Origin of the sequence: Novosphingobium sp. THN1, from assembly GCF_003454795.1 — a bacterium.
Classification (GTDB): Bacteria; Pseudomonadota; Alphaproteobacteria; order Sphingomonadales; family Sphingomonadaceae; genus Novosphingobium.
In genome coordinates, this window is the sequence record NZ_CP028348.1 from 460,292 (window position 1) to 479,860 (window position 19,569).

General features: G+C 63.8%; 16 protein-coding genes and 1 pseudogene. 12 read left to right on the plus strand and 5 right to left on the minus strand.

Translation table 11 applies throughout. The annotated features are described in order from the left end of the window. Positions 1–123 precede the first annotated feature (123 nt). Positions 124–1,368: an MFS transporter gene (locus C7W88_RS19240; RefSeq protein WP_162896264.1), complete on the minus strand. Its 1,245-nt coding sequence runs from the start codon at positions 1,366–1,368 to the stop codon at positions 124–126. 311 nt (positions 1,369–1,679) lie between these two features. Here C7W88_RS19240 and C7W88_RS19245 point away from each other — a divergent pair. Further along, positions 1,680–2,487, plus strand: a pseudogene (locus C7W88_RS19245) (LLM class flavin-dependent oxidoreductase). Positions 2,488–2,672: 185 nt separating this feature from the next. Here the strand turns inward: C7W88_RS19245 and C7W88_RS24480 are convergent. From C7W88_RS24480 to C7W88_RS19255, 3 genes are read right to left on the minus strand one after another with little or no spacing between them, the layout of a single operon-like run. Next, positions 2,673–3,386, minus strand: a complete 714-nt coding sequence (locus tag C7W88_RS24480) for an MFS transporter (protein ID WP_255418822.1) — start codon at positions 3,384–3,386, stop codon at positions 2,673–2,675. Next, on the minus strand, positions 3,335–4,048 hold the full coding sequence (locus C7W88_RS24485; protein WP_255418823.1) for an MFS transporter: 714 nt from the start codon (positions 4,046–4,048) through the stop codon (positions 3,335–3,337). Before C7W88_RS24485 ends, C7W88_RS24480 begins: the two co-directional genes overlap by 52 nt. Further along, complete coding sequence (locus tag C7W88_RS19255) at positions 4,045–4,908, minus strand: alpha/beta fold hydrolase (protein WP_118075897.1); 864 nt, start codon at positions 4,906–4,908, stop codon at positions 4,045–4,047. The genes C7W88_RS24485 and C7W88_RS19255 overlap by 4 nt, the downstream gene beginning before the upstream one ends. 107 nt (positions 4,909–5,015) lie before the next feature. Here C7W88_RS19255 and C7W88_RS19260 point away from each other — a divergent pair, with 107 nt between their 5' ends. The 9 genes from C7W88_RS19260 to C7W88_RS19300 all read left to right on the plus strand — a co-directional run bounded on the left by C7W88_RS19260 (position 5,016) and on the right by C7W88_RS19300 (position 16,115). Then, the gene (locus tag C7W88_RS19260) at positions 5,016–6,317 is read left to right on the plus strand and encodes a Xaa-Pro peptidase family protein (protein WP_240345109.1); all 1,302 of its coding nucleotides are present in this window, start codon (positions 5,016–5,018) and stop codon (positions 6,315–6,317) included. 7 nt (positions 6,318–6,324) lie between these two features. Beyond that, positions 6,325–7,194, plus strand: coding sequence for an LLM class flavin-dependent oxidoreductase (locus C7W88_RS19265; RefSeq protein WP_118075161.1), 870 nt, complete (start codon positions 6,325–6,327; stop codon positions 7,192–7,194). Further along, entirely contained in the window at positions 7,191–8,417 is a 1,227-nt protein-coding gene (locus tag C7W88_RS19270) for an LLM class flavin-dependent oxidoreductase (protein ID WP_118075162.1), read from the plus strand. Before C7W88_RS19265 ends, C7W88_RS19270 begins: the two co-directional genes overlap by 4 nt. Then, positions 8,414–9,397, plus strand: coding sequence for an alpha/beta fold hydrolase (locus C7W88_RS19275; protein WP_118075163.1), 984 nt, complete (start codon positions 8,414–8,416; stop codon positions 9,395–9,397). Before C7W88_RS19270 ends, C7W88_RS19275 begins: the two co-directional genes overlap by 4 nt. Positions 9,398–9,523: 126 nt before the next feature. After that, positions 9,524–10,945, plus strand: coding sequence for an MFS transporter (locus C7W88_RS19280; protein WP_240345110.1), 1,422 nt, complete (start codon positions 9,524–9,526; stop codon positions 10,943–10,945). A 5-nt stretch (positions 10,946–10,950) separates the two neighbouring features. After that, entirely contained in the window at positions 10,951–12,054 is a 1,104-nt protein-coding gene (locus tag C7W88_RS19285; RefSeq protein WP_162896265.1) for an LLM class flavin-dependent oxidoreductase, read from the plus strand. A 28-nt stretch (positions 12,055–12,082) separates the two neighbouring features. Continuing rightward, positions 12,083–13,039, plus strand: a complete 957-nt coding sequence (locus C7W88_RS19290) for a hypothetical protein (protein WP_118075165.1) — start codon at positions 12,083–12,085, stop codon at positions 13,037–13,039. Positions 13,040–13,188: 149 nt separating this feature from the next. Further along, positions 13,189–14,694 carry an aldehyde dehydrogenase gene (locus C7W88_RS19295; protein WP_118075166.1) on the plus strand — a complete coding sequence of 502 codons (1,506 nt, stop codon included), beginning with the start codon at positions 13,189–13,191 and terminating at the stop codon, positions 14,692–14,694. Positions 14,695–14,732: 38 nt separating this feature from the next. After that, positions 14,733–16,115, plus strand: coding sequence for an MFS transporter (locus C7W88_RS19300; protein ID WP_118075167.1), 1,383 nt, complete (start codon positions 14,733–14,735; stop codon positions 16,113–16,115). Here C7W88_RS19300 and C7W88_RS19305 read toward each other — a convergent pair. Next, positions 16,105–17,331, minus strand: a complete 1,227-nt coding sequence (locus tag C7W88_RS19305; RefSeq protein ID WP_118075168.1) for a serine hydrolase — start codon at positions 17,329–17,331, stop codon at positions 16,105–16,107. The two genes, C7W88_RS19300 and C7W88_RS19305, sit on opposite strands and share 11 nt — an antisense overlap. Positions 17,332–17,539: 208 nt before the next feature. Between C7W88_RS19305 and C7W88_RS19310 the strand changes: the two genes are divergently transcribed. Together C7W88_RS19310 and C7W88_RS19315 are read left to right on the plus strand one after the other, a co-directional pair. After that, positions 17,540–18,748, plus strand: a complete 1,209-nt coding sequence (locus C7W88_RS19310; protein WP_118075169.1) for an NAD(P)/FAD-dependent oxidoreductase — start codon at positions 17,540–17,542, stop codon at positions 18,746–18,748. 58 nt (positions 18,749–18,806) lie between these two features. Then, complete coding sequence (locus C7W88_RS19315) at positions 18,807–19,553, plus strand: arylmalonate decarboxylase (protein WP_118075170.1); 747 nt, start codon at positions 18,807–18,809, stop codon at positions 19,551–19,553. Positions 19,554–19,569 lie beyond the last annotated feature (16 nt).

Sequence of the window (19,569 nt, forward strand, 5' to 3'; positions counted from 1 at the left end):
CTTGCCTATCCACTTTCTGTCTGCGCCCGTAGGGCCCTGCAAATCTGCCATCGTGGAAGCGCCGTACGCTGCCTGACTGGCCGGTATGTCCGTATGGCGGTCAGGACCCAGCGTCGACCGGGCCTATTTCAAATGCGGATATCGTCCCAGAAACAGGAATGCGCCGGCGCAGATCGGGAGAGCAGCGGCTGCCGACAGGAGTGCGGGCGCGAAATCCTGCGACCAGTCGCGGATAAGCCCGAAGATCAGCGGGCCGAAGCCGGCACCCGTGGCGAAACAGACGTAGAAAATGCTGTAGATCGCCGAGTAGGACTTCATCCCGAAATAGCGCGAAGTGAGATAAGCCACGACGTCGTATTCGATGCCCAGCGCAAAGCCGAGCAACAGGATGGCAAAGCGCGCCATGCCCGGATCGAGCTGTGCACCGGCCAGGATGACGCAAGATATGGCTGGCGCGCCGAGCAAGACAAAAGCCACTGCGGGGGCCCAGAATTTGTCCAGCAGCCAGCCGCCCACGATCCGCCCGGCAATGGCAGTAAGTCCAACCAGCGGTGTCAGCGTGAGTATCGTCGCCTGATCGATCCCGCGATCGAGCAGTATCGGCTCGAGATTGGGAACAGCTCCTGCCAGCGAAAACGAGATTGGCAGTAGCACGACAGCAATCAGCCAGAACCGCCATTGCCGCAGTGCCTCGCCCTTGGTCATCCCGGTAAGGCGTTCGGAAGTGTTCGGGCATTGATGACTCGATGTGGAATCGGGTTCGCGGAACAGCAGCAAGACGGCAGGTAATGCCAAGGCCAGCGGGAGCAATCCCAGCGCCACATAGCCTGCCCGCCAGCCGTAGCTGCCGATGACCCATGCCAGCAAAGGCTTGCACAGAACCCCGAAAACGCCGGTGCCGGTCATCGCCACGCCAAGCGCAACGCCGCGATGACGATCGAACCACTGGTTCACCGTTCGGGTGAATGTAATTGGCAGAGTGCCCGCGCCAAGCGTGGCGACGATCGCCCAGGTGACATAGAACCTGATCAGTGAATCGCCGAGCGTCGCTAGCGAGATATAGGCAAGTCCGAACATGACGAGCGAGCTGATCGCAACGCGCCGGGTGCCATATTTGTCGCACAGCACGCCTGCAGCGGGGGCGGCAACGATCACCACGACCGTTGTGATCGTAAGTCCGGCCATGATTTGCCCGAAAGACCACCCGAACTCGTCGGCAAGATAGGGCGCAAACACGCCGACGGTGTAGAACGGAATGGCGGCGAGGCCGCAGCCGATGCCGAGCAAAGAGGCAACCAGTACGCGCCAGCCTTCGGCGAATTCGTTTGTTGCGGGGCGACCTTGCCCTGCGGCAATCGCAATTTCCATTGCTGCTATCTCGTTTTCCGGAGCCGGGTTTGCAGATGGAACAGGTTGCATTGGTGATGCACAGGACGGCATGCCTGCCATCCGCCCATCGGATAATGGCCGAACCACGCGATCGGGCAGCAGCGGGCTCCGACAGGCGGACAACCTTTGGGCACGCCTTCGCCGCGGCTGCATGCGACATAGTCTCAAGCCAGACCAGCCAACGGGAGCGTGCGATGCCGGTTGAGATCAATGGCCTGATAAATCACAACATATCTAGCGAGATCGAGCCTCTACCATTTGAGACGTTCGATTCCGACGGCATTGTCCGGATGGCACGGCTGCACGATGCATGGGGCTACGACAAGGTTCTGGTCGCCAACGCGGCGATCATGCCCGACAATTTTACGATTGCCGCGACAATTGCTGCCACCACCACCCGGCTCGGCGTGATGCTGGCGCATCGACCGGGTTCATCCCCCGACAATGGCTGCACGGATGCTGGCAACGCTTGACCGTCTGATGCCGGGACGACTTGGCGTACACATCATCACTGCGGCAAGTGACGAGGAAACCCAAGCTGACGGCGATTATCTGACGAAGGTCGAGCGCTATGATCGCGCCAAGGAATACATTGAGATCCTGCGCGCAATGTGGAGCAGCGATGTTCCGATCTCGCACGAAGGCAAATGGTTTCGGTTCACCGGTGGCTTTGCCGCGGTCAAACCCACCAATCGCGATGTCCCCGTCTATTTCGGTGGCATGAGTCCCGCCGCGCTTGAAGTGGCCGGTCGGTACTGCGACACCTTTGCAACGCTTTCCGATACGGTGGCGGGCATGAACGAGGTGGTCGCCAAGGTGCGAATGGCAGCACAACCTCATGGCCGCAATCCCGATTTCCTATGTTCCATGCGGGTTATATTGGGCGAGACCGAGGACGCGGCATGGGCGCGGGCCGATGCCATCCGCGATACTGTTGCCGCCAACATGGGCAAGCTGGCGGTCAATACTCTTGCCGCCAAGGCCGATGGTTTCAAACGCACCGCAGAGCTCGCCGCGCGGGGGATCGGCTGGAGAAGTGCTTCTGGAACGGCATCAACCAGTTGCGCGGTGGGCAGAGCAATTCGGGCGCACTTGTAGGAACGCCCAAGCAGGTCGCCGAAGCCTTGATGGATTATTACGATGCCGGCGTGAACAAGTTCATTCTGCGTGGCTTCGATCCCGTGGGCGACGTGATCGGCATCGGCCGCGATCTGATCCCGCTGGTTCGCGCCGCCGCCGCACAGCGAGATGGCTCGAGGTAATCCCACCGGCAGGCCGATCGCCTACCGAACCGTAATCGCGGCGATCCGCGCCTGTTCCATCTTGTCCTCGTCGAGGTCGTAGAAGCAGAGGAAAAGGCCGTTGATGGCAAACATGGCAGCCGGGATCACGGCAAAACCCAGCTTCAGGGCAAGGATCGCGCTGTGCGGCTGTTCGATGATGGTGCCGCCTGTGGTCGGCACGTAGTCGAGCCAGCGGAGGAACGCGCCCAGCACGGCGACACCCAAGGCGAAGCTGAGCTTTTCGACAACCGCGATGGCGCTGGACAGCAGGCCCTCGCGCGCTTCGCCCGTCAGGAAGCGGTCATAGGCCTGGGTATCGCCCAGCATCGAGATCGACATCAGGATCAGTGCGCCTGATCCCAAACCGCTGGTGAACCCTCTGGCAATGATGCCGAAAGTGCTGATCGTCTCATCGGCCAGCAGCCAGCTCAAGGCTGCGCCGCAGAACAGGACCACGCCGATCAGGTAGGTGCGGCGCTTGCCGATGCGCTTGCCGGTCCACACCCACAGCGGCATGGCGACCGCCGTGACGAGGTTCTGCGTCATCGCCAGCACGATCTGCCCGTCATAGCCGATGCCCACCACGTTCAGCATGAACAGCAGCATGGTCGAGGCGACCGAGGCGAAGGACAGGAACTGGAAGACCTTGGCGCCAAGCAGCATCATGAACGGACGATTGCGTCCGATCGCGCGCAGTTGGGACAGGATCGGCATGTGAGAGGTGGCGCGCTGCATGCCCTCGGGGCATGACGGACAGGGATGGACAGCGCCGTCGCGGTCATCGCGCCGCCGATGATCAGGGCCATGACGAGGCCCATCGTGGCGTAGCCGCCGCGTCCTGCGCCGCCGCTTTGCACCAGGGCAGCCGTCCCGGCGAGTGCCAGCACCTGCCCGATCGAGACGAACACGGTGCGGAAGGAGATCAGCCGCGTGCGTTCGTGAAACCCGTCGGTCAGTTCCGAAGGCAGCGCCATGTAGGGCACGTTGAACAGCGAATAGGCGGTGGAATAGATCAGCAAGGCCGCGATCATCCACGCCATCAGTGCGCCCTGGCCCAGGACCGGCGGGGCGAACAGCATCAGGAACGACACGGCCGAAAGCAGGGCGCCTGCCAGCAGGAACGGCTTGCGCCGGCCCCAGCGGGTGCGGGCGTTGTCGGACATCGAGCCGACCACGACGTCGATCACCGCGTCAGCCAGTTTGGAGATCATCAGCAGGTAGCCCGCAATCTCTGGCGACTGGCCGAGGACTGTCGACATGAAGGCGGGATAGAAGCTCGTCACCGTATTGAGCATGATCGACACGCCAACCGTGCCGACGCTGAAGCCAAGGCATACGCCGATCGAGAGGCGGGCGTCCTTTGCGGTTGCGCTCATGCCGCGTTCTCCGCAAGGAAGGCGGCAATGACGGCGGCCTTGGTTGCAGCGTCGCCCGGGGTCGCGGCGGAGTGGCCGTTGGCAAGCCGTTCGAGCGCGGTGGCGACCGAGGCGTTGAGCAGGGCCAGCTCGCTCTCGGGCTTGAGCAGCAGGGTGGGGGCCTTGACCTGCTCCATGCGCTCGAAGCTGCGATAGCGGAAGGCGGCGATGTAGGGCTTGTGGTAGGTGTCGAGCGCCTTCAGCACATCGAGCGTGATGCGATGGAGGACTTGCGGCGGCGGCATCGGCACGGCCAGGCGGCGGTCCGGCACTTTCATGAAGTGCGGGAAGAACAGCGCCTGATCGCGGCAGAAATTGAAGGCCCAGATCAGGTGGCGGCCATATTCGTCCGGTTCGACCGAGGGCGCATAGTTGGCAATCACGGCTTCGCGTAGTTCGTCGTCGTATTCGGTAATGCCGTCGAGGATCACGGCGCGTACGCGCTCCGGGTGGGCAGCGGCCAGTTCGCAGGCAATGCGCGCGCCGGTGTGCGTGCCATAGACGTCGACACGGGAAAGGCCCAGTGCGACGCACAGCCTGTCCATCGATCCGGCAAAGTAGCCGATCTCCGGATCAGCTTCAGCAGGCGCAACCGAATCGCCATTGCCCAGGGTGTCCGGCGCGATGATTTCCCCCATGCACCCTGCCGCGCGCAGGGCCAGCATGAAGTCCTGCATGAACCACGACGAGGCGGGCGAAGCGTGCAGCAGCAGCATCGGTGTTGCGTCCGGATCGGCCGCTGGAAGGCGGCGCAAGTGGAGCTGGCCCTCAGCGAGCATGATGAACGCCCGCTCGATGGCGTGGGTAGGGATCTGGGTCATGGTGGCGGAGCGTATATCGCCTTTGCGACTGCCCTGATCCCCCATGGGCAATGACCGTCAGGCGGTGACGTGGCCAATCCGGTGTTTGGGAACCCTGATGCACGATCATGCTGCAGGGTATGGACTGGCGACTGCACCCTTCCGATGACGATCTGCTGGCCGCACTTGAGCGCGGCGGGCCGATGAACGTCGAGCGCGCTGTCGCAGTGATGGAGCGGCACGGCCTTGAAGGGCTGGTGCTGGGTGACCCGCTCAACGTGTATCATCTGCTTGGCCACTGGCCGCAGATTGCGCGGACCCGTCCGGGGCAGCCGCCGGGAACTTTCGCGTTGCTTGCAAGGGCAAGGCCCGAAGCGCCGGCGCTGGTGACGAGCCGCTTCCTGCATCACTACAGCTGGGCCGATGGCCGGGATCGCGCCGATGTGGGGATCTGGCTTTACAACGATCTGGGCGACAGTGGGGACGAGGCCGTCGCGCCGGTCCCTGACGGTCCGGTTCTGCCGACCGGCTCATCGGCGCCGCTGACGGCAGCGGAACATCACCGGGCGCGGGCCTCTGCAGCGTTATCGGGGGCAGAGCGCATGGCGCGCGATGCGGGTGGTGCGATCGTCGCTGCCATGCGAGGCCTTGGCCTGTGGCAAGGCCGGATCGGGTTCGACAGCCCGGTGGTCGCGGAAGTGGCAGCGCGCCACCAACATCCGGGCAACATGGTGCCAGGCGACAACATCCTGCGCGAGATTCGCCTGATCAAGTCGCCGCTGGAACAGGCACTGATGGCAAGGGCGGCGCGCGCCAATGTCGATGCTCTGAATGCGGCGGGCCATGCGATCCGGGCTGGTGCGACGCATCACGAGCTTCAGAACCTCTACCGCCAGGAATGCGCGGTGCGGGGCAATACTTCAGTGTTCCTCAACGTCGACCGCGTTTCGTCCGATTTGTCCCGCGTGAAGGTGGCCGATGGGCAGACGCTCATGCTTGACGGCGTCAGCTCGTTCCTTGGCTATCACGGCGATTTCGCCCGCACCGTCTTCGTCGGGGAACCGTCACGGGCGGCGCGCAGGGCGGCGGAGGCCAGCGCGTTTGCGTGGAGCGCGGTACGCGAGCAGTTGCGCCCGGGTCTGCGCTTTTCAGAGATCGTCGCGCTGGGCAGCGAAGTAGTGCGCAAGGCAGGGTACGAGGCGGTGATCGGCTTCGGCCCGCACAGCGTCGGCCTGGCCCACACCGACGAGCCCGGCGAAGTGCACGGCGGCTTCTGGCGCAAGCCGGACTTCGTGCTCGAACCCGGCATGATCATTTCGGTCGATTGCCCGACGCTTGATACGGGGATCGGCGGATCGGCCCATTGCGAGGACCTTGTCCTCATTACCGAGACGGGCGCCGAGCCCATCCACCCCTTCATGAACCGGTGATAGTGGTATGACCCGAAGCTTCATTGTTTCGGCATCCGTGATGGATGCCAGCCTTGCCGTGCCTGAACTGGCACGCCCTGTGATCGCTGCGGCCGAACAGGCCGGACTTGACCTCCTCATGCTGGGCCGGGCGATCGATCGTCCTTTCGACGCGCAGGTGATCGCGGCATGGGCCGCGCCGCTTACCTCGCGGACCGGCATCGTTGCCACCGTTCCTGCGACCAATGCGCATCCCTTCCACGTTGCCCGCGCGCTGTCGGCCGTCGATTATCTGGCGGGCGGTCTGAGCGGATGGTCCGTGGTTTCGGAAGGCGGAGAACCGGGCATGGCCGCCGACATGGTCCGGGCGGCGCGTGCGCTGTGGGATGGATGGGGCGCCGATACGCTGGTGATCGACAAGGACAGCGGGCTTTACCTGCATCCCGACCAGGTCATCCGGCCAAACTATCGCGGCCCGTTCTTCGACACCGCCGGGCCGGTCAACGCCATGCGGCCGCTGCAGGGGCAGCCTGTGCTGGTGCTGGATGAAGCCGAGGGCGTCGGCATCGATGATGCCGATATCGTGCTGGTGGATGCACCGGGTTCGCCTGCTCAGGGCAGTCGCCGCTTGCTGAAGGTGGGGGCAGGTTCCGATCTTGATCTGGCGGCGCTGACCGCGGCGTTCGAGGCGGGCGAGATCGACGGCGTGCATTTCATTCTGCTGGAGCAGGCGGCAGCCCTGCCAGCCGCAATCGGCGCCATTGGCAGTCTGCTGAGCAATCGCCCCGGTGCAAAGCCTGCAGCCAGCGGGACTCTGCGCGAGCGGCTCGGCTTGGCGATCCCGCCCAGTGCCTCCACCCAATCCAAGCCGACGCATGTCCCGGAGTATCTCGCATGAGCAAGCAGATCCACCTCTGGGCCTTCCTGCAAGGCATCGGCTTCTTCCCGACCGGCTGGCGCCATCCCCGCGCGACGCCCGAAGGCGTGTTTTCGATGGATTACTATGCGCGTGTCGCGAAGATGGTCGAAGACGCACGCTTCGATGCCATCGTCTTTGGCGATCAGCTGCAATCGCGCGGTGCAGGCGGCCGGACTCCTGCGAGGTTGGCGATGCCGACGCTCGATCCCGTCAGCCTGCTGATGGCCATGGCTGCAGTGACCGAGCACGTTGGCCTCGTCGCCACCGTCTCAACCACCTACAACACGCCCGAGATGCTGGCTGAACGCTTTGCCGCGATGGACCGCATCAGCGGTGGGCGCGCGGGCTGGAACATCGTGACCACCGCCCACCCCGATACCGCGCCCAACTTTGGCGAAGCGGAGCTACCGCCCAAGGATCAGCGCTATCGCCATGCCGTCGATGTCGTGGCCAAGGCCTGCGAATTGTGGGCGGCGATGGACAAGGCAGGGCCGGCGCTGCCGCAGGGACGGCCGGTGCTGGTGCAGGCCGGGCAATCTCCCGAGGGCCGCGACTTTGCCGCGCGCACTGCCGAGGCGATCTTCTGCCCCGCAGCGAACATCGATGCGGGGATCGATTTCCGCAACGACATGCGCCACCGCATCGCTGCTGTCGGGCGCAATCCCGATGGCGTGCGGGTGATGCCGGGGCTGTCCTGCGTGCTGGGCGGCACCGAGGAAGAGGCTCGCGCGAACCACGCAGCCATCCTCGACATGGGCGATGTGCCGCTGGCGATCGAATATCTCTCGGAATCGCTGTGCTGTGATCTGACGCCGTTCGATCCCGACGCGGCGATCCCGGTCGATGCGATCCTTGCCAATACGCTGCTGCCGAAGGCCGACGTGGCCAAATCGGTCCAACCGGCTGCGGAAAAGGGAACGAAGCTGGGTGATTTCGCGGCCAACTTCATGCGCCATCCGCGTGGCCACAACGTGTTCATCGGCACGGGTGAGCAGATGGCTGACATGATGATCGAGTGGCGCGACAGCGGGGCCTGCGACGGCTTTACTCTGCAGCCGAGCTATATGCCTGGCGGGCTTGAGGACTTTGTCGAACAGGTCGTGCCGGTGCTGCAGCAGCGCGGACGGCTGCGCAGGGAGTATCCGGGCAGCACCCTGCGCGAGACGCTGGGCCTTTCCGCCCGCATGCGCGAAGCGGCATGAAGCGCGGTCGGCTCGCGCTCGGCATTATCGGCGCGCTCGCGCTTGGCCTTGGTGGCAGCGTAGTTGCGCTGCGCGCCGGGGCAGGGGAGACTGACCGCGCCGAACTGGAGAGGCGTTGGGCCGATGCGCCTTCGCGCTTCGTGACCGTGGATGGCGTGCGCATGCACGTGCGCGAGGAAGGTCCGGCGAACGGTCCGGTCGTCGTGCTGCTGCACGGTTCAATCGTGAACCTGCACGAGTGGGATGACGTCGTGCCGCTGCTGGCCGACAAGTACCGCGTCGTCCGGTTTGACTGGTCACCCTATGGGCTGACCGGCCCTGACCCGAGCGGCGTCTATTCGACGCCGCGTTCGGCGCAGCTCATGGACGGGCTGATGAAGGCGCTGGGGCATGACAAGTTTGCGATGGTCGCCACGTCCAACGGTGCGAATGTCGGGCTCGAATTCAACCGTGCCTATCCGGGCCATGTCACGGCGATGGCGTTTTCGATGCTGCCGCTGGAACGGCCAAGCCAGACCCGCAAGGTCGATTGGCGCCTGAAATGGATGCTGGAGGCGCACAAGGCCGTCCTTCCCAACTGGCGCCATCGTGAATTCTGGCGGCTGATGCTGGAGGATACGACACCGCCCGAGTTCACGCCGACCGATCGCATGGTCGACCAGATCACCGAGATGAACAACCAGCCCGGCGCGCTTGAACGGCAGGCGCAGTACATCCAGGCCAACGTCAAGGCTTTCCAGTCCAGCGATGTCGGCGCGGTGGCAGAAGCGGTGCGGGTGCCGGTGCTGCTGCAGTGGTGCTCGTTCGATGACGTGATCTCGCAAAGCGCGGATGCTTCGGTGAAGCGTTTTACCAACACCAAGGTGGACGTGATCAATTACCCCGATCTCGGTCACTTCCCGATGTGGGAGAAGCCCGAGAAGTTCACCCGCGACTTGCGCAACTGGCTTGATCGCCAACCGCCTGCGCCTGCGGGCTGAACCTTCGGGACGCGCGTCTCTCCGAAGGGCGGACAGTGAAGATAACGGTGCAGCGCCAAGCGTTTGCTGCGGCACCTTCGCTTCAACAATGCAAGGGGCGTGGGGCCTCGCAGCCGGGAGAACGCCGTGTCGGGACCAGCCGTCGGTATCAGTCAAGCCGCAAGCCAAACAGGCAACGCCTCGCGCTGGGCGATCCGCCTGGGATCGGCGCTGATCCCGCTGGCGCATGCGGCGGGCCAGAACCTCGTCACGGTTCTCGGCTTGCGCTTCATGACCGACAGCCTTGCCATCTCGGCCGGCGCGGCAGGTGCCATCTTCGCCTTCGTGAAGATCTACGACGGCTTTGCCGATCCGGCCGTGGGTGCGTGGAGCGACCGCGCGAAGACACCCTGGGGGAGGCGCCTGCCGTTCCTTTTTGCAGGTGGCATCGCCATGCCGCTGGGGCTGGCCCTGCTGTTCGGTGCGCCGTCGTTCGGTTCGATCCTGCTGGCGCAACTGTTCGTGACGATTGCCCTGGTCATCCACGCCACGGGGTACACGCTGCTGACCATCCCGGGCTTTGCCATGCTGGTCGAAAGTTCGGCCGATCCGCGTGAACGCACCCGGCTGATGGGCTGGCGGACCTATGGCAATGCTGTCGGCACCATGCTCGGCTCAACCTTGCCGACCTGGATCCTGAGCCAGACTGGCCCGACCCGCAGCGGCCACCTGCTGATCGCGCTGATCGTGAGTGCCGTGGTCTTTGTCGCGACCGCTCTGGCGGTGCGTCTTCTGGCCAAGGCGCCGCGCACCGCACCGCCGGAGCGCGCGGGTGCGGCGCGGGTCAACCCGCTGGTCGCGCTGTGGCGGCAGGTCCTGCTGGCGTGGAAGAACGTGCCGTTCCGCATCCTGGCGATTGCCCACGCCTTCCTTTTGTTCGGTACGGCAATCGGCTCTGCGGCGCTGGCCTTTTTCACGCGGATTGGTCTGGAGCAGAAGGACAATGTCCTTGGCACCTATTTCATGCTGGCCACGGTTGCGATGCTGGTCAGCATGACGGGCTGGGTGTGGCTATCCAACCGTGTGGGCAAGAAGGCCTGCTACATTGGTGCGCTGGCGCTCTATGCCATTGTGCAGGCGAGCTGGCTGCTTGCGGGCCCCGGTGAGGCGATGCTGCTCATCTCGGCACGCGGTGCGTTGAGCGGGCTGGCGGGGGCCGGCATGATCCTTTGCGCCTATTCGCTGCTGTCCGATGCGGTGCGCTATGACTACGTGACCAGCGGGGAGCGGCGCGAAGGCGCATTCGCCGGCTTCACCACGCTGTTCGACAAGCTTTCTTCGGCTGCTGCGCTGGCCGTGATGGGCGCGTTCCTTTCCGCGATGGGTTACGTGCCTTCGGCCAGCGGGCAGGCGGCCGAGCAAGGTGCGGATGCGAAACTTGCGGTGCTGCTATGCGTGTCGGTCATTCCTGCGGCGGCGATGATCGCTGCCATCGTGACCATGCTGTTCTACCGGCTCGACGCGGCGACCGTCGAGGCAGCGGAAAAGCAGCAGGCCCTTTCGGAGTAATGCTGTTGGAACGACATCCAATCGAGCTGGTGGGCCTGATCTCGCCCTATCGCACCAGCGAGACGAGCGAGACGCCGGGACCATACGATCCGGCCTTCGTCGCCGAAATCGCTCGCGCTTATGAGGCTGCCGGGTATGACCGCGTGCTGGTGGGGCAGAACGCCAAGTCGGCCGACAGCCTGGTCACCGCGACCTGGGTTGCGGCGGCAACGACGCGCCTGAAGCTGATGGTGGCGCATCGGCCCGGCTTCATTGCGCCGACCATGGCCGCGCGGGCATTTGCCACGCTCGACCAGTTCTCGGGCGGCCGGGCAGGGGTGCACGTCATCACCGCGTTCTCGGACATCGAAACGCGCTGCGATGGCGATTACCTGACCAAGGACGAGCGTTACCGGCGCAGCAACGAATACGTCCGGATCATGCGCCGGGTCTGGGCGGGTGAAAGCCCGTGCGATCATCAGGGCGACTGGTATCGGTTCGATAACGCAGGGTCGGAAGTGCGTCCGGTGGCAGGCAGCGTGCCGGTGTTCTGGGCGGGGACGTCCGAGCTGGCTCTGCAGTTCGGGGCTGAATTGGCCGACGTCTATGCCTTCGGGCCCGGTAGCGTGGACCAGATTGCGGCACAGGTCGCGACGGTAAGAGCCGAGGCTGACAAGCATGGACGCAACCCCCGCTTCTCGATGTCGATGCGGCTGGTCGTGGCCGATAGCGACGAGGCGGCGTGGGCGCGGGCCGACGCCCTGCTGCAAGGCGTCATCGCGCGGCAGGCAAAGCACGGTGCGCTGGGACGCGATCTGGGCAAGGCCGCCGAGACCGTTGCCGCGAATGCCGCGCAAGCCGATGATGCCGCTGCCGACCTTTGCCTCTGGACGGGCCTTACCAAGGCGACGCAGGGCCGCCTTCAGGTGATGTGCCTGGTCGGATCGCCCGACACGCTGGTGCAGGCGCTGCTGCGCTATCGCGCGGCGGGGATCGACAACTTCCTCGTCACCGGCTTCGATTGGCTTGCCGACACCCACATGATCGGCGCGGAGATCGGGCCGAAATTGCGTCGCCTCGGCACCGCTGGAATTTTACCGATGGCAGCTTGCCAAGGTGAGCGGAATTGAGTGCATCGCGTGGGAGTGTTGAAGAGCCATGATTGCCCGGGATAACGGATTCCACGAAGTTGTCGGCATCGTTGCCGACGCCAATGTATCAGCGGCTGCCCTGAATCAGGCTTTGGGGTATCGCACTGTTCATGCTGGCGCAGTCCCGCCTGGCATCCTCTCGGTTATGGGAATCGATCCTGCCTCCGTCGCGAGGGAGGTCCTGATCATGCACCCCGATGCGGAACGTGGTGGCATCCGGCTGATTTCTCTTGCGGGCGAACCGTCCGCCCTGATGCGTGACGGCGCACAGGCCTGGGACAGCGGCGCCATCTTCGACATTAATATTCGTTCCTTGAACGATATCGAACAGCTCCACCGCGCACTTGGCGCAGCCGGCTACCGGGCTAGCGCTCCGATCGCGGACTGGCAGTTCGGAGCCCTTGCCGTGCGAGAAGTTGTGGAGACCGACATGGATGGTCTTTGCATCGCGCTGATGCAGCGGGTCTGCCCAGCGCTGCAGGGGTACGAAGGAATCGGGGGGAATGCGTCGTGGGTGTTTAACTCAACGCAGATCGTCACCGATTTTGATGCGGCGCGCGCACTTTTCGTTGATCATCTGGGCTGGCAACCCGCGCAGGAAACAGATGGCTTCGCCGGTAACGAGGGCGGCGTGAACTGCATGGGGCTGCCCCCTTCGGTGGCTTCCGGCATCCCGATGCGGATCGGAATATATCATCCGCACGGCCGCATGGAGGGTTCGGTGGAGATCATCAGCTTTGGTTGTGGTGGCCACGATTTCTCCCACGCGCGCCCGCCACAGCGCGGCTGGGCAGCTTTGCGTTTTCCAGTAACGAACCTTGGCTCCTTCCGTGATGCGATGCGCGCTGCCGGTGCCGAATTGTCTGGCGTACTTGAAGTCGACTGGGCCCCGTACGGTAGGACAGAAATGGTAGCTGCCGTTACGCCTTGGGGCGCTCGCTTTGAAGCGCTGCGGTTGCTCTGATCGGATGCCGCGAACCGAGCGCCGATTTTTGCAGATGGTTGGACATTATCGGACCAGGTTATCCGCCAAGCGGCTTTTGGCGTATGGCGCTCTGGCCGGTGCATCGGGCAGGGGGCACTCAGCCTGCATCCAAGGAGAATCCCAGAGTCATGGCTTTCGATCTCGCCAATCTTCGTCCCGGTAACGTCGCATTCCTGGCCCGTCGCGCGCGCGGCGAAGGGCTGCTGATCGACGGGGCATGGCGGACGGCAGAAGGCGGGGCCGATTTCGCCACGCTCGATCCTGCGACGGGCGTGGAAACCGGACGTATTGCGGCAGCCAGCCCTGTTGACGTCGATGCCGCCGTTGAGGCCGCGCGCGCGGCGTTGGGGGTCTGGAAAGCGACCGTACCGGTGGAGCGGGCCCGCATCCTGTGGAAGGTCGCAGACCTGATCGAGGCCCATATCGACGATCTTGCAGAACTTGAAACGCTCGATCAGGGCAAGCCGCTGTTCGTCGGACGATGGGCCGAGATACCCGGCGCGGTCAACCAATTCCGCTTCTTCGCCGGGCAGGCCATGGCGATCGAGGGGCACAGTCTCGAAAGCTCGATCAACTACCAGCCCGCAGGCCGGCAGATGCGCACGTGGACGGTGCGCGAGCCGGTAGGGGTCGTAGCGGCGATCGTGCCGTGGAACTCACCGCTGGTTCTGACCGCGATGAAGCTTGCGCCGGCGCTAGCGGCAGGTTGCACGGTGGTGCTCAAGCCTGCCGAAGACACGTCGCTCACTGCCCTGCGCCTTGGCGAACTTATGATGGAAGCGGGTCTTCCTGCCGGCGTGCTCAACGTTGTCACCGGCCTTGGCGGACAGACCGGCGCCACACTAGCTGCGCATCCTCATGTCGACAAGATCGCCTTCACCGGATCGACCGCGACGGGCCGTGCCGTGCTCGATGCGGCCAAGACGAACTTCAAGCGCGTCACGCTGGAGCTTGGTGGCAAGTCGCCTTCGATCGTGTTTCCCGATGCCGACATGGCCATCACCGTGCCGGGCGTGGCCAATGCGATCTTCTTCAACGGTGGGCAGGTGTGCATCGCCGGTTCGCGGCTCTATGTGCACCGCTCGGTCCACGATCAGGTTGTCGAAGGCGTCGCTGCCTATGCCAAGGGGCTGAAGATCGGCCATGGCCTGCTGCAGGACACGCAGATGGGGCCGGTCGTCTCGGCCCGCCATGCCGAGCGCGTCGAGGGCTTCCTCCAGCGCGCGAAGGGCGAAGGCGCGACGATGCTGACCGGTGGCGAGCGAACCGGCGATGCCGGCACCTTCATTACCCCGACCGTGGTGGTTGACGTGAAGCCCGACATGGAAATCGTGCGCGAGGAAGTGTTCGGACCGGTCCTCGTCGTCCAGTCGTTCGATGATGAGGAAGAGGTGATCGCCGCCGCCAATGCCAGCGACTATGGCTTGGCTGCCAGCGTCTGGACCGAGAGCCTCTCTACCGCGCACCGCATGTCTGCCGATATTCGCGCCGGCACGGTCTGGATCAATTGCCATGCCATGTACGACGCCTCGCTCGCCATTGGCGGGGTGAAGCAATCGGGCTGGGGCCGCGACAGCGGGCGGCAGGCGATGGACAACTACCTCGAATGGAAGACGGTCTGCGCCTGCGTCTGACGCCTCACCCTTCTCCCCAGAACACCCGGATCCCAGCCATGAACGCCAGCCTCGCCGCAAAATCCACCCTGCCCGACGAGGTGCCGACAGGCGTCGTCCTGCGCTATGGCGTTGGCCAGTTGGGCGCGCAGGTGTTCCGCGATACGCCTGCGGTTCTGCTGCCGCTGTTCATGACGACGATGCTCGGCGTGCCGGCTTGGCTTGCGGGCCTCGTCGTGCTGCTGCCCAAGCTCTGGCTGATTGTCTGCGATCCGCTGGTCGGGGCCTGGTCGGACCGGATGAAGACGGCAATCGGCCGTACGCCCTTTCTGATTGCCGGAGCGGTAGGCACGACGCTGGGTTTCATCGCGCTCTTCACCTTCACCGAATACCCCAGCCCTTACATCGCTGCCGCAGCAATCTGCGCCCTGTTCTTCCTCGCATCGACGGCGTTCAGCATCTACTCGGTGCCGTATCTCGCCATTGCTGCAGAGCTGTCCAGCGATCCGCACCAGCGCAACCGCATAATGGTGCTGCGCATGTTCTTCGCAACGCTCGGGGTGCTTGTCGGCGTCGGGCTCGCCCAACCGATCGTTATGCACTTCGGTGGCGGAGCTTCGGGCTGGCACGCGATGAGCTGGATCTTCGGCGTGCTTTGCCTTGTCTCGATGCTGACGACGGCCAGCGGATTGCGCAAGGTGTCGCTGATCAATGCCGGTGCGGTACCGGGATCATTGCTCGACCAACTCAGGACCGTGGCCGCCAACAAGCCCTATCTCATACTGCTCGCCACCAGTTTCCTTTCGAACATCGGCCAGGCGGCGAGCTATACCGTGATCGGCTTCGTCTTCCTCTATGCCGTGCAGGCGATCTGGCTGATCCCGGTGTTCATTCTGTGCATGTCTGCCGCCAGCCTTGCCGCGCAGCCGCTGTGGTTATGGCTGCCGCGCCGCATCGGCAAGCCGCGCGCCTATGTCGCCGCCTCGCTGGTGTGGGCGGCGGTGACGGTGACGTGGCTGTGGGTCGGCAAGGGCGGCGCTGATGTGGCGACACTTCCTGGCGGGCAGCCTGTCAATACCGAACACCTGCTGATCCTGTTGCGAGCCGTGGTGATCGGCTCGGTCAACGGCGGCTTCATCCTGCTGGCCCTTTCGATGATGACCGATACTGTTGATCATCAGCGCCGTATGCAGGGCGTTGCCAACGAGGGTGTGTTTGCCGGCCTGTTCTCTGCCATGGAGAAGCTGGCCTTCGCGCTTGGTCCGGTCATCGCCGGGATCGTGATGAGCGCGTTCGGCTTCGTATCGTCTACTGGCGGTGCCAGCGCACAAGGCAGCAGCGCGATTTTCGGGATCGTGCTGCTTTACAGCGCGATCCCGGCAAGCCTGCAGGTGATCGCGCTGCTGGTGTTCAGCCGCTACCGATTGCCTGCTACTGCCTGAGCCCCTGGATCAGCGTGTTCGGCAGGAACGCGTTATCCCATTCCGGGCTGCCGTTCTTGGGCGCAGGTGGCGTCGCGCCGACGCGCAGTACGATCAGCCGATGTCTCGGGCTGATAGCGACCTGCTGGTTCGAATTGCCATCGAACATGAACAGATCCGGATCGAGGAATGGTTCAGAGTGGAGAACCTGCGGCCCAAGCATCCCCGGCGCACCGAATGGGCGACGCTGCCGATAGGGTGAGCCTAGCCAGATACCCAGACCGAAGTTCGGATTCGCTTCGGTCCCCTTGCGCATTTCCGCGACATAGCCCTCGGGCAGCAGGCGCTTGCCGTTCCACACGCCATCCTGCAGCAGGAGAACGGCAAATCGCAGATAGGTGTCGGCCGGCATGGTCGAACAGCAGCCTGAATGAGCAAGACCGCCTAATTTGCCTACCCAGATCGTTCCACCTTGCGCGCCAAGCGGAAGGAGCACCTCGCGGCCGACCCAGTCTCCATAGCGCATGCCCGTCGCACCTTCGATGACCATGGCGATCGTATCGCTGGGCGCGTTGGCGTAGGAATAGTGCTTCCCGGGCTCATGCGGCATCGGATAAAGGTCGATGATCTTTTCGCCGAAGTTCTCATCGAGCAGCACGCGGTTGTAAGGATGCTCTGGTTCGGCGCTAAACCCCTGGTCGAGCATACCCGAACGCATGTCGAGCAGGTATCGGATCGTGATCCTTTCCTTTGGCGTCCCCTTGGCGCGCGGAATGAAGTCGGCAATTGACTGATCGATCGAGCGGATCTTGCCCAGAGCCAGCGCGCGGCCGACGGCCAGCGCGGTGAGCGGCTTCGACAGGGATTTGGACGTGATTGGCGTCTTTTCCGTGACGCCAGGCGCATACCACTGGGACACGAGCTTACCGTCGTGCCAAACCATGAAGGCGCTTGAATTCATCAGCTCGGCATAAGCGCGCGCCTTTTCAACCGAACCCGGCGAGAGTGCGCTGCGGGCGAGTGAAATCTTCGGCAGTGGCTTCCAGTTCTGTGCGCCGACAAGCGGCTCGGTCGGTTCGTAGGGCAGGTTGCCCGGATCCTTCAGGAACACTGCAAGGCGCTCTCGGTAGATCTCTTCGCTGTCACGGGCATCTGACCGTGCAGACGCAGTTGCCGTGATCAGGGCGCAAGCGAGCCCCGTTTGCGCAATTCGCCATCCGCTACGAATAGAAACCATCGCTATTCTCCCCGCCTGTCGGAGCGGAATAAGTCTACCGCAGGGTCGGTCATTGTTGTCGATGCCGGTTTTTCTGCTGCAGTGATGCCCGTTTTCCTGCCTCTGAACCTCATATCACCGCAAGGCGGATAGTTTGGCGGCTTTGCCGACGCACAAGTGCGGCCCGGTCCATACCCCGTACCAGAAGTTAGATTGGAGTCCGCTGGATATGACAGGGGTTGAACGGTGCCAGGTGGCGATTGTCGGAGCCGGTCCCGTGGGGACGGTTCTGGCCACGCTGCTTGCCCAGGCGGGGGTGGATGTCGTCGTGCTCGAATCGGGCGAGGACTGTGCGCAGGATCTGCGCGCGTCGACGTTCCACCCGCCGACGCTCGAAATGCTCGATACCATTGGCATCACGCCGATGTTGCTGGAAAAGGGCCTGAAGGCGCCGGTCTATCACTGGCGGGATCGTACCACCGGAGAGGTGATCGATTTCGACCTCAGCGAGATCGAGGACGTCACCCGCTATCCCTTCCGCATCCAGTGCGAACAGTACCACCTGTCTCGCGCTTTGGCAGCGGGCCTGGAAAAGTTCTCGAACGCCAAGATGCACTTCAGCACGCGCCTGCTTACCTTCAAGCAGGACGAAAGCGGCGTCGATCTCTGGGCCGAAACGCCCTATGGCATCAATCGCCTGCGTGCCGATTATCTGGTCGGCGCCGATGGTGCCAACTCGATCGTGCGCAAGTGGCTTGGGATCGAGTTCGACGGGTTTACCTATCCCGAACGCTTCCTGTGCCTGTCGACCGACCTTGAACTGGCCGATCACCTGCCGAACCTGGCCTACGTTAACTACGTGTCGGATCCGAAGGAGTGGCTGGTGCTGCTGCGCGTGCCATCGTTGTGGCGCGTGCTGGTGCCAACCGATGGCTCGCTCAGCGACGAAGAGCTGCGTTCCGACAGGATCAAGAACGGCATCTTCGATCGGCTCGTAGGCGATGGCGCTGCGGTTAGGACCGAGCATCGCACGCTCTATCGCGTGCACCAGCGCGTGGCCAAGTCGTTCCGCGAAGGCCGCGTCATGCTGGTCGGCGATGCCGCGCACCTCAACAATCCGCTTGGCGGCTTCGGCATGAACTCGGGCGTCCACGATGCCTTCAACCTGTTCGAAAAGCTCGAGCCGGTGCTGAAGGGCAAGGCCGCGATGGAGCCAAGCCTTGCGCTCTACGATCGCCAGCGCCGTGAGGTGACGCACAGCTTCACCCAGATGCAGACCAAGGAAAACATGGCCTTCATCAAGGGCGGACAGGACGGAGCGCACGAAGCGCGCCGTGCCAAGATGCTGGAAATCAAGAACAACGACGAAACCCGCCGCAACTACCTGATGCGGCAAGCCATGTTCGACAGCCTCGCCCAGGCGGCTGCGATCGTATGATGCGAAGCGGCGTCGCGGTGGTGGGACTGCGGCGCGGCTTTTTCCGGAGACAAATCCAATGGTTGACGTCCAGGGTTACCGCGCCTGCCTCGGCGTGATTGCCCCTTCCACCAACACCACCGTCCAGCCCGACATGGAGCGCATGCGCCCTGCCGGCGTGACCAATCACTTCTCCCGCATTTTCGTCGAAGACCCGGTCGCCCTCTCGAACGAGGATTTCATCGCCGGCACCACCGCGATTGCCGAAAACACGATGGACGCGGTGCGCTCGGCGATGACACTGCGTCCCGAATACCTCGTGCTCGGCATGTCGGCCATCACGTTCTACGGCGGGGTCGAGGGCGGCAAGAAGTTCAAGGCCGAAGTCGAGGAACTTGCAGGCGTTGGCGCGTCGACCGGCTCGGAATCGATCGCCGCAGCGCTTCATGCCTATGGCAACGTCAAGACGGTGAGCTTCGTCTCACCCTATTACCCGGTCGCCAATGCCGAAGTGCGCCGCTTCCTTGAGGAATCCGGTTTCTCGGTGGTGCGGGACGTGCCCCTGCAGTGCAAGCGGTGGACCGACATCGCCAAGGTAACGCCGCAGCGTCTGCGCGAGGTGATCGACCATCTCAACGGTAGCGACGTCGACGCAATCGTGCAGGTCGGCACGAACCTCTCGATGGTCAGCCTCGCGGCGGAGTACGAACTCAAGCTCGACAAGCCGGTGATCGCGATCAACACCGCGACTTACTGGCACGCCCTGCGTACCCTGGGCATCACCGACCGGATCGAAGGCCTCGGAAGACTCCTCTCCGAGTTCTGAGGCCACGGGTGCGCGC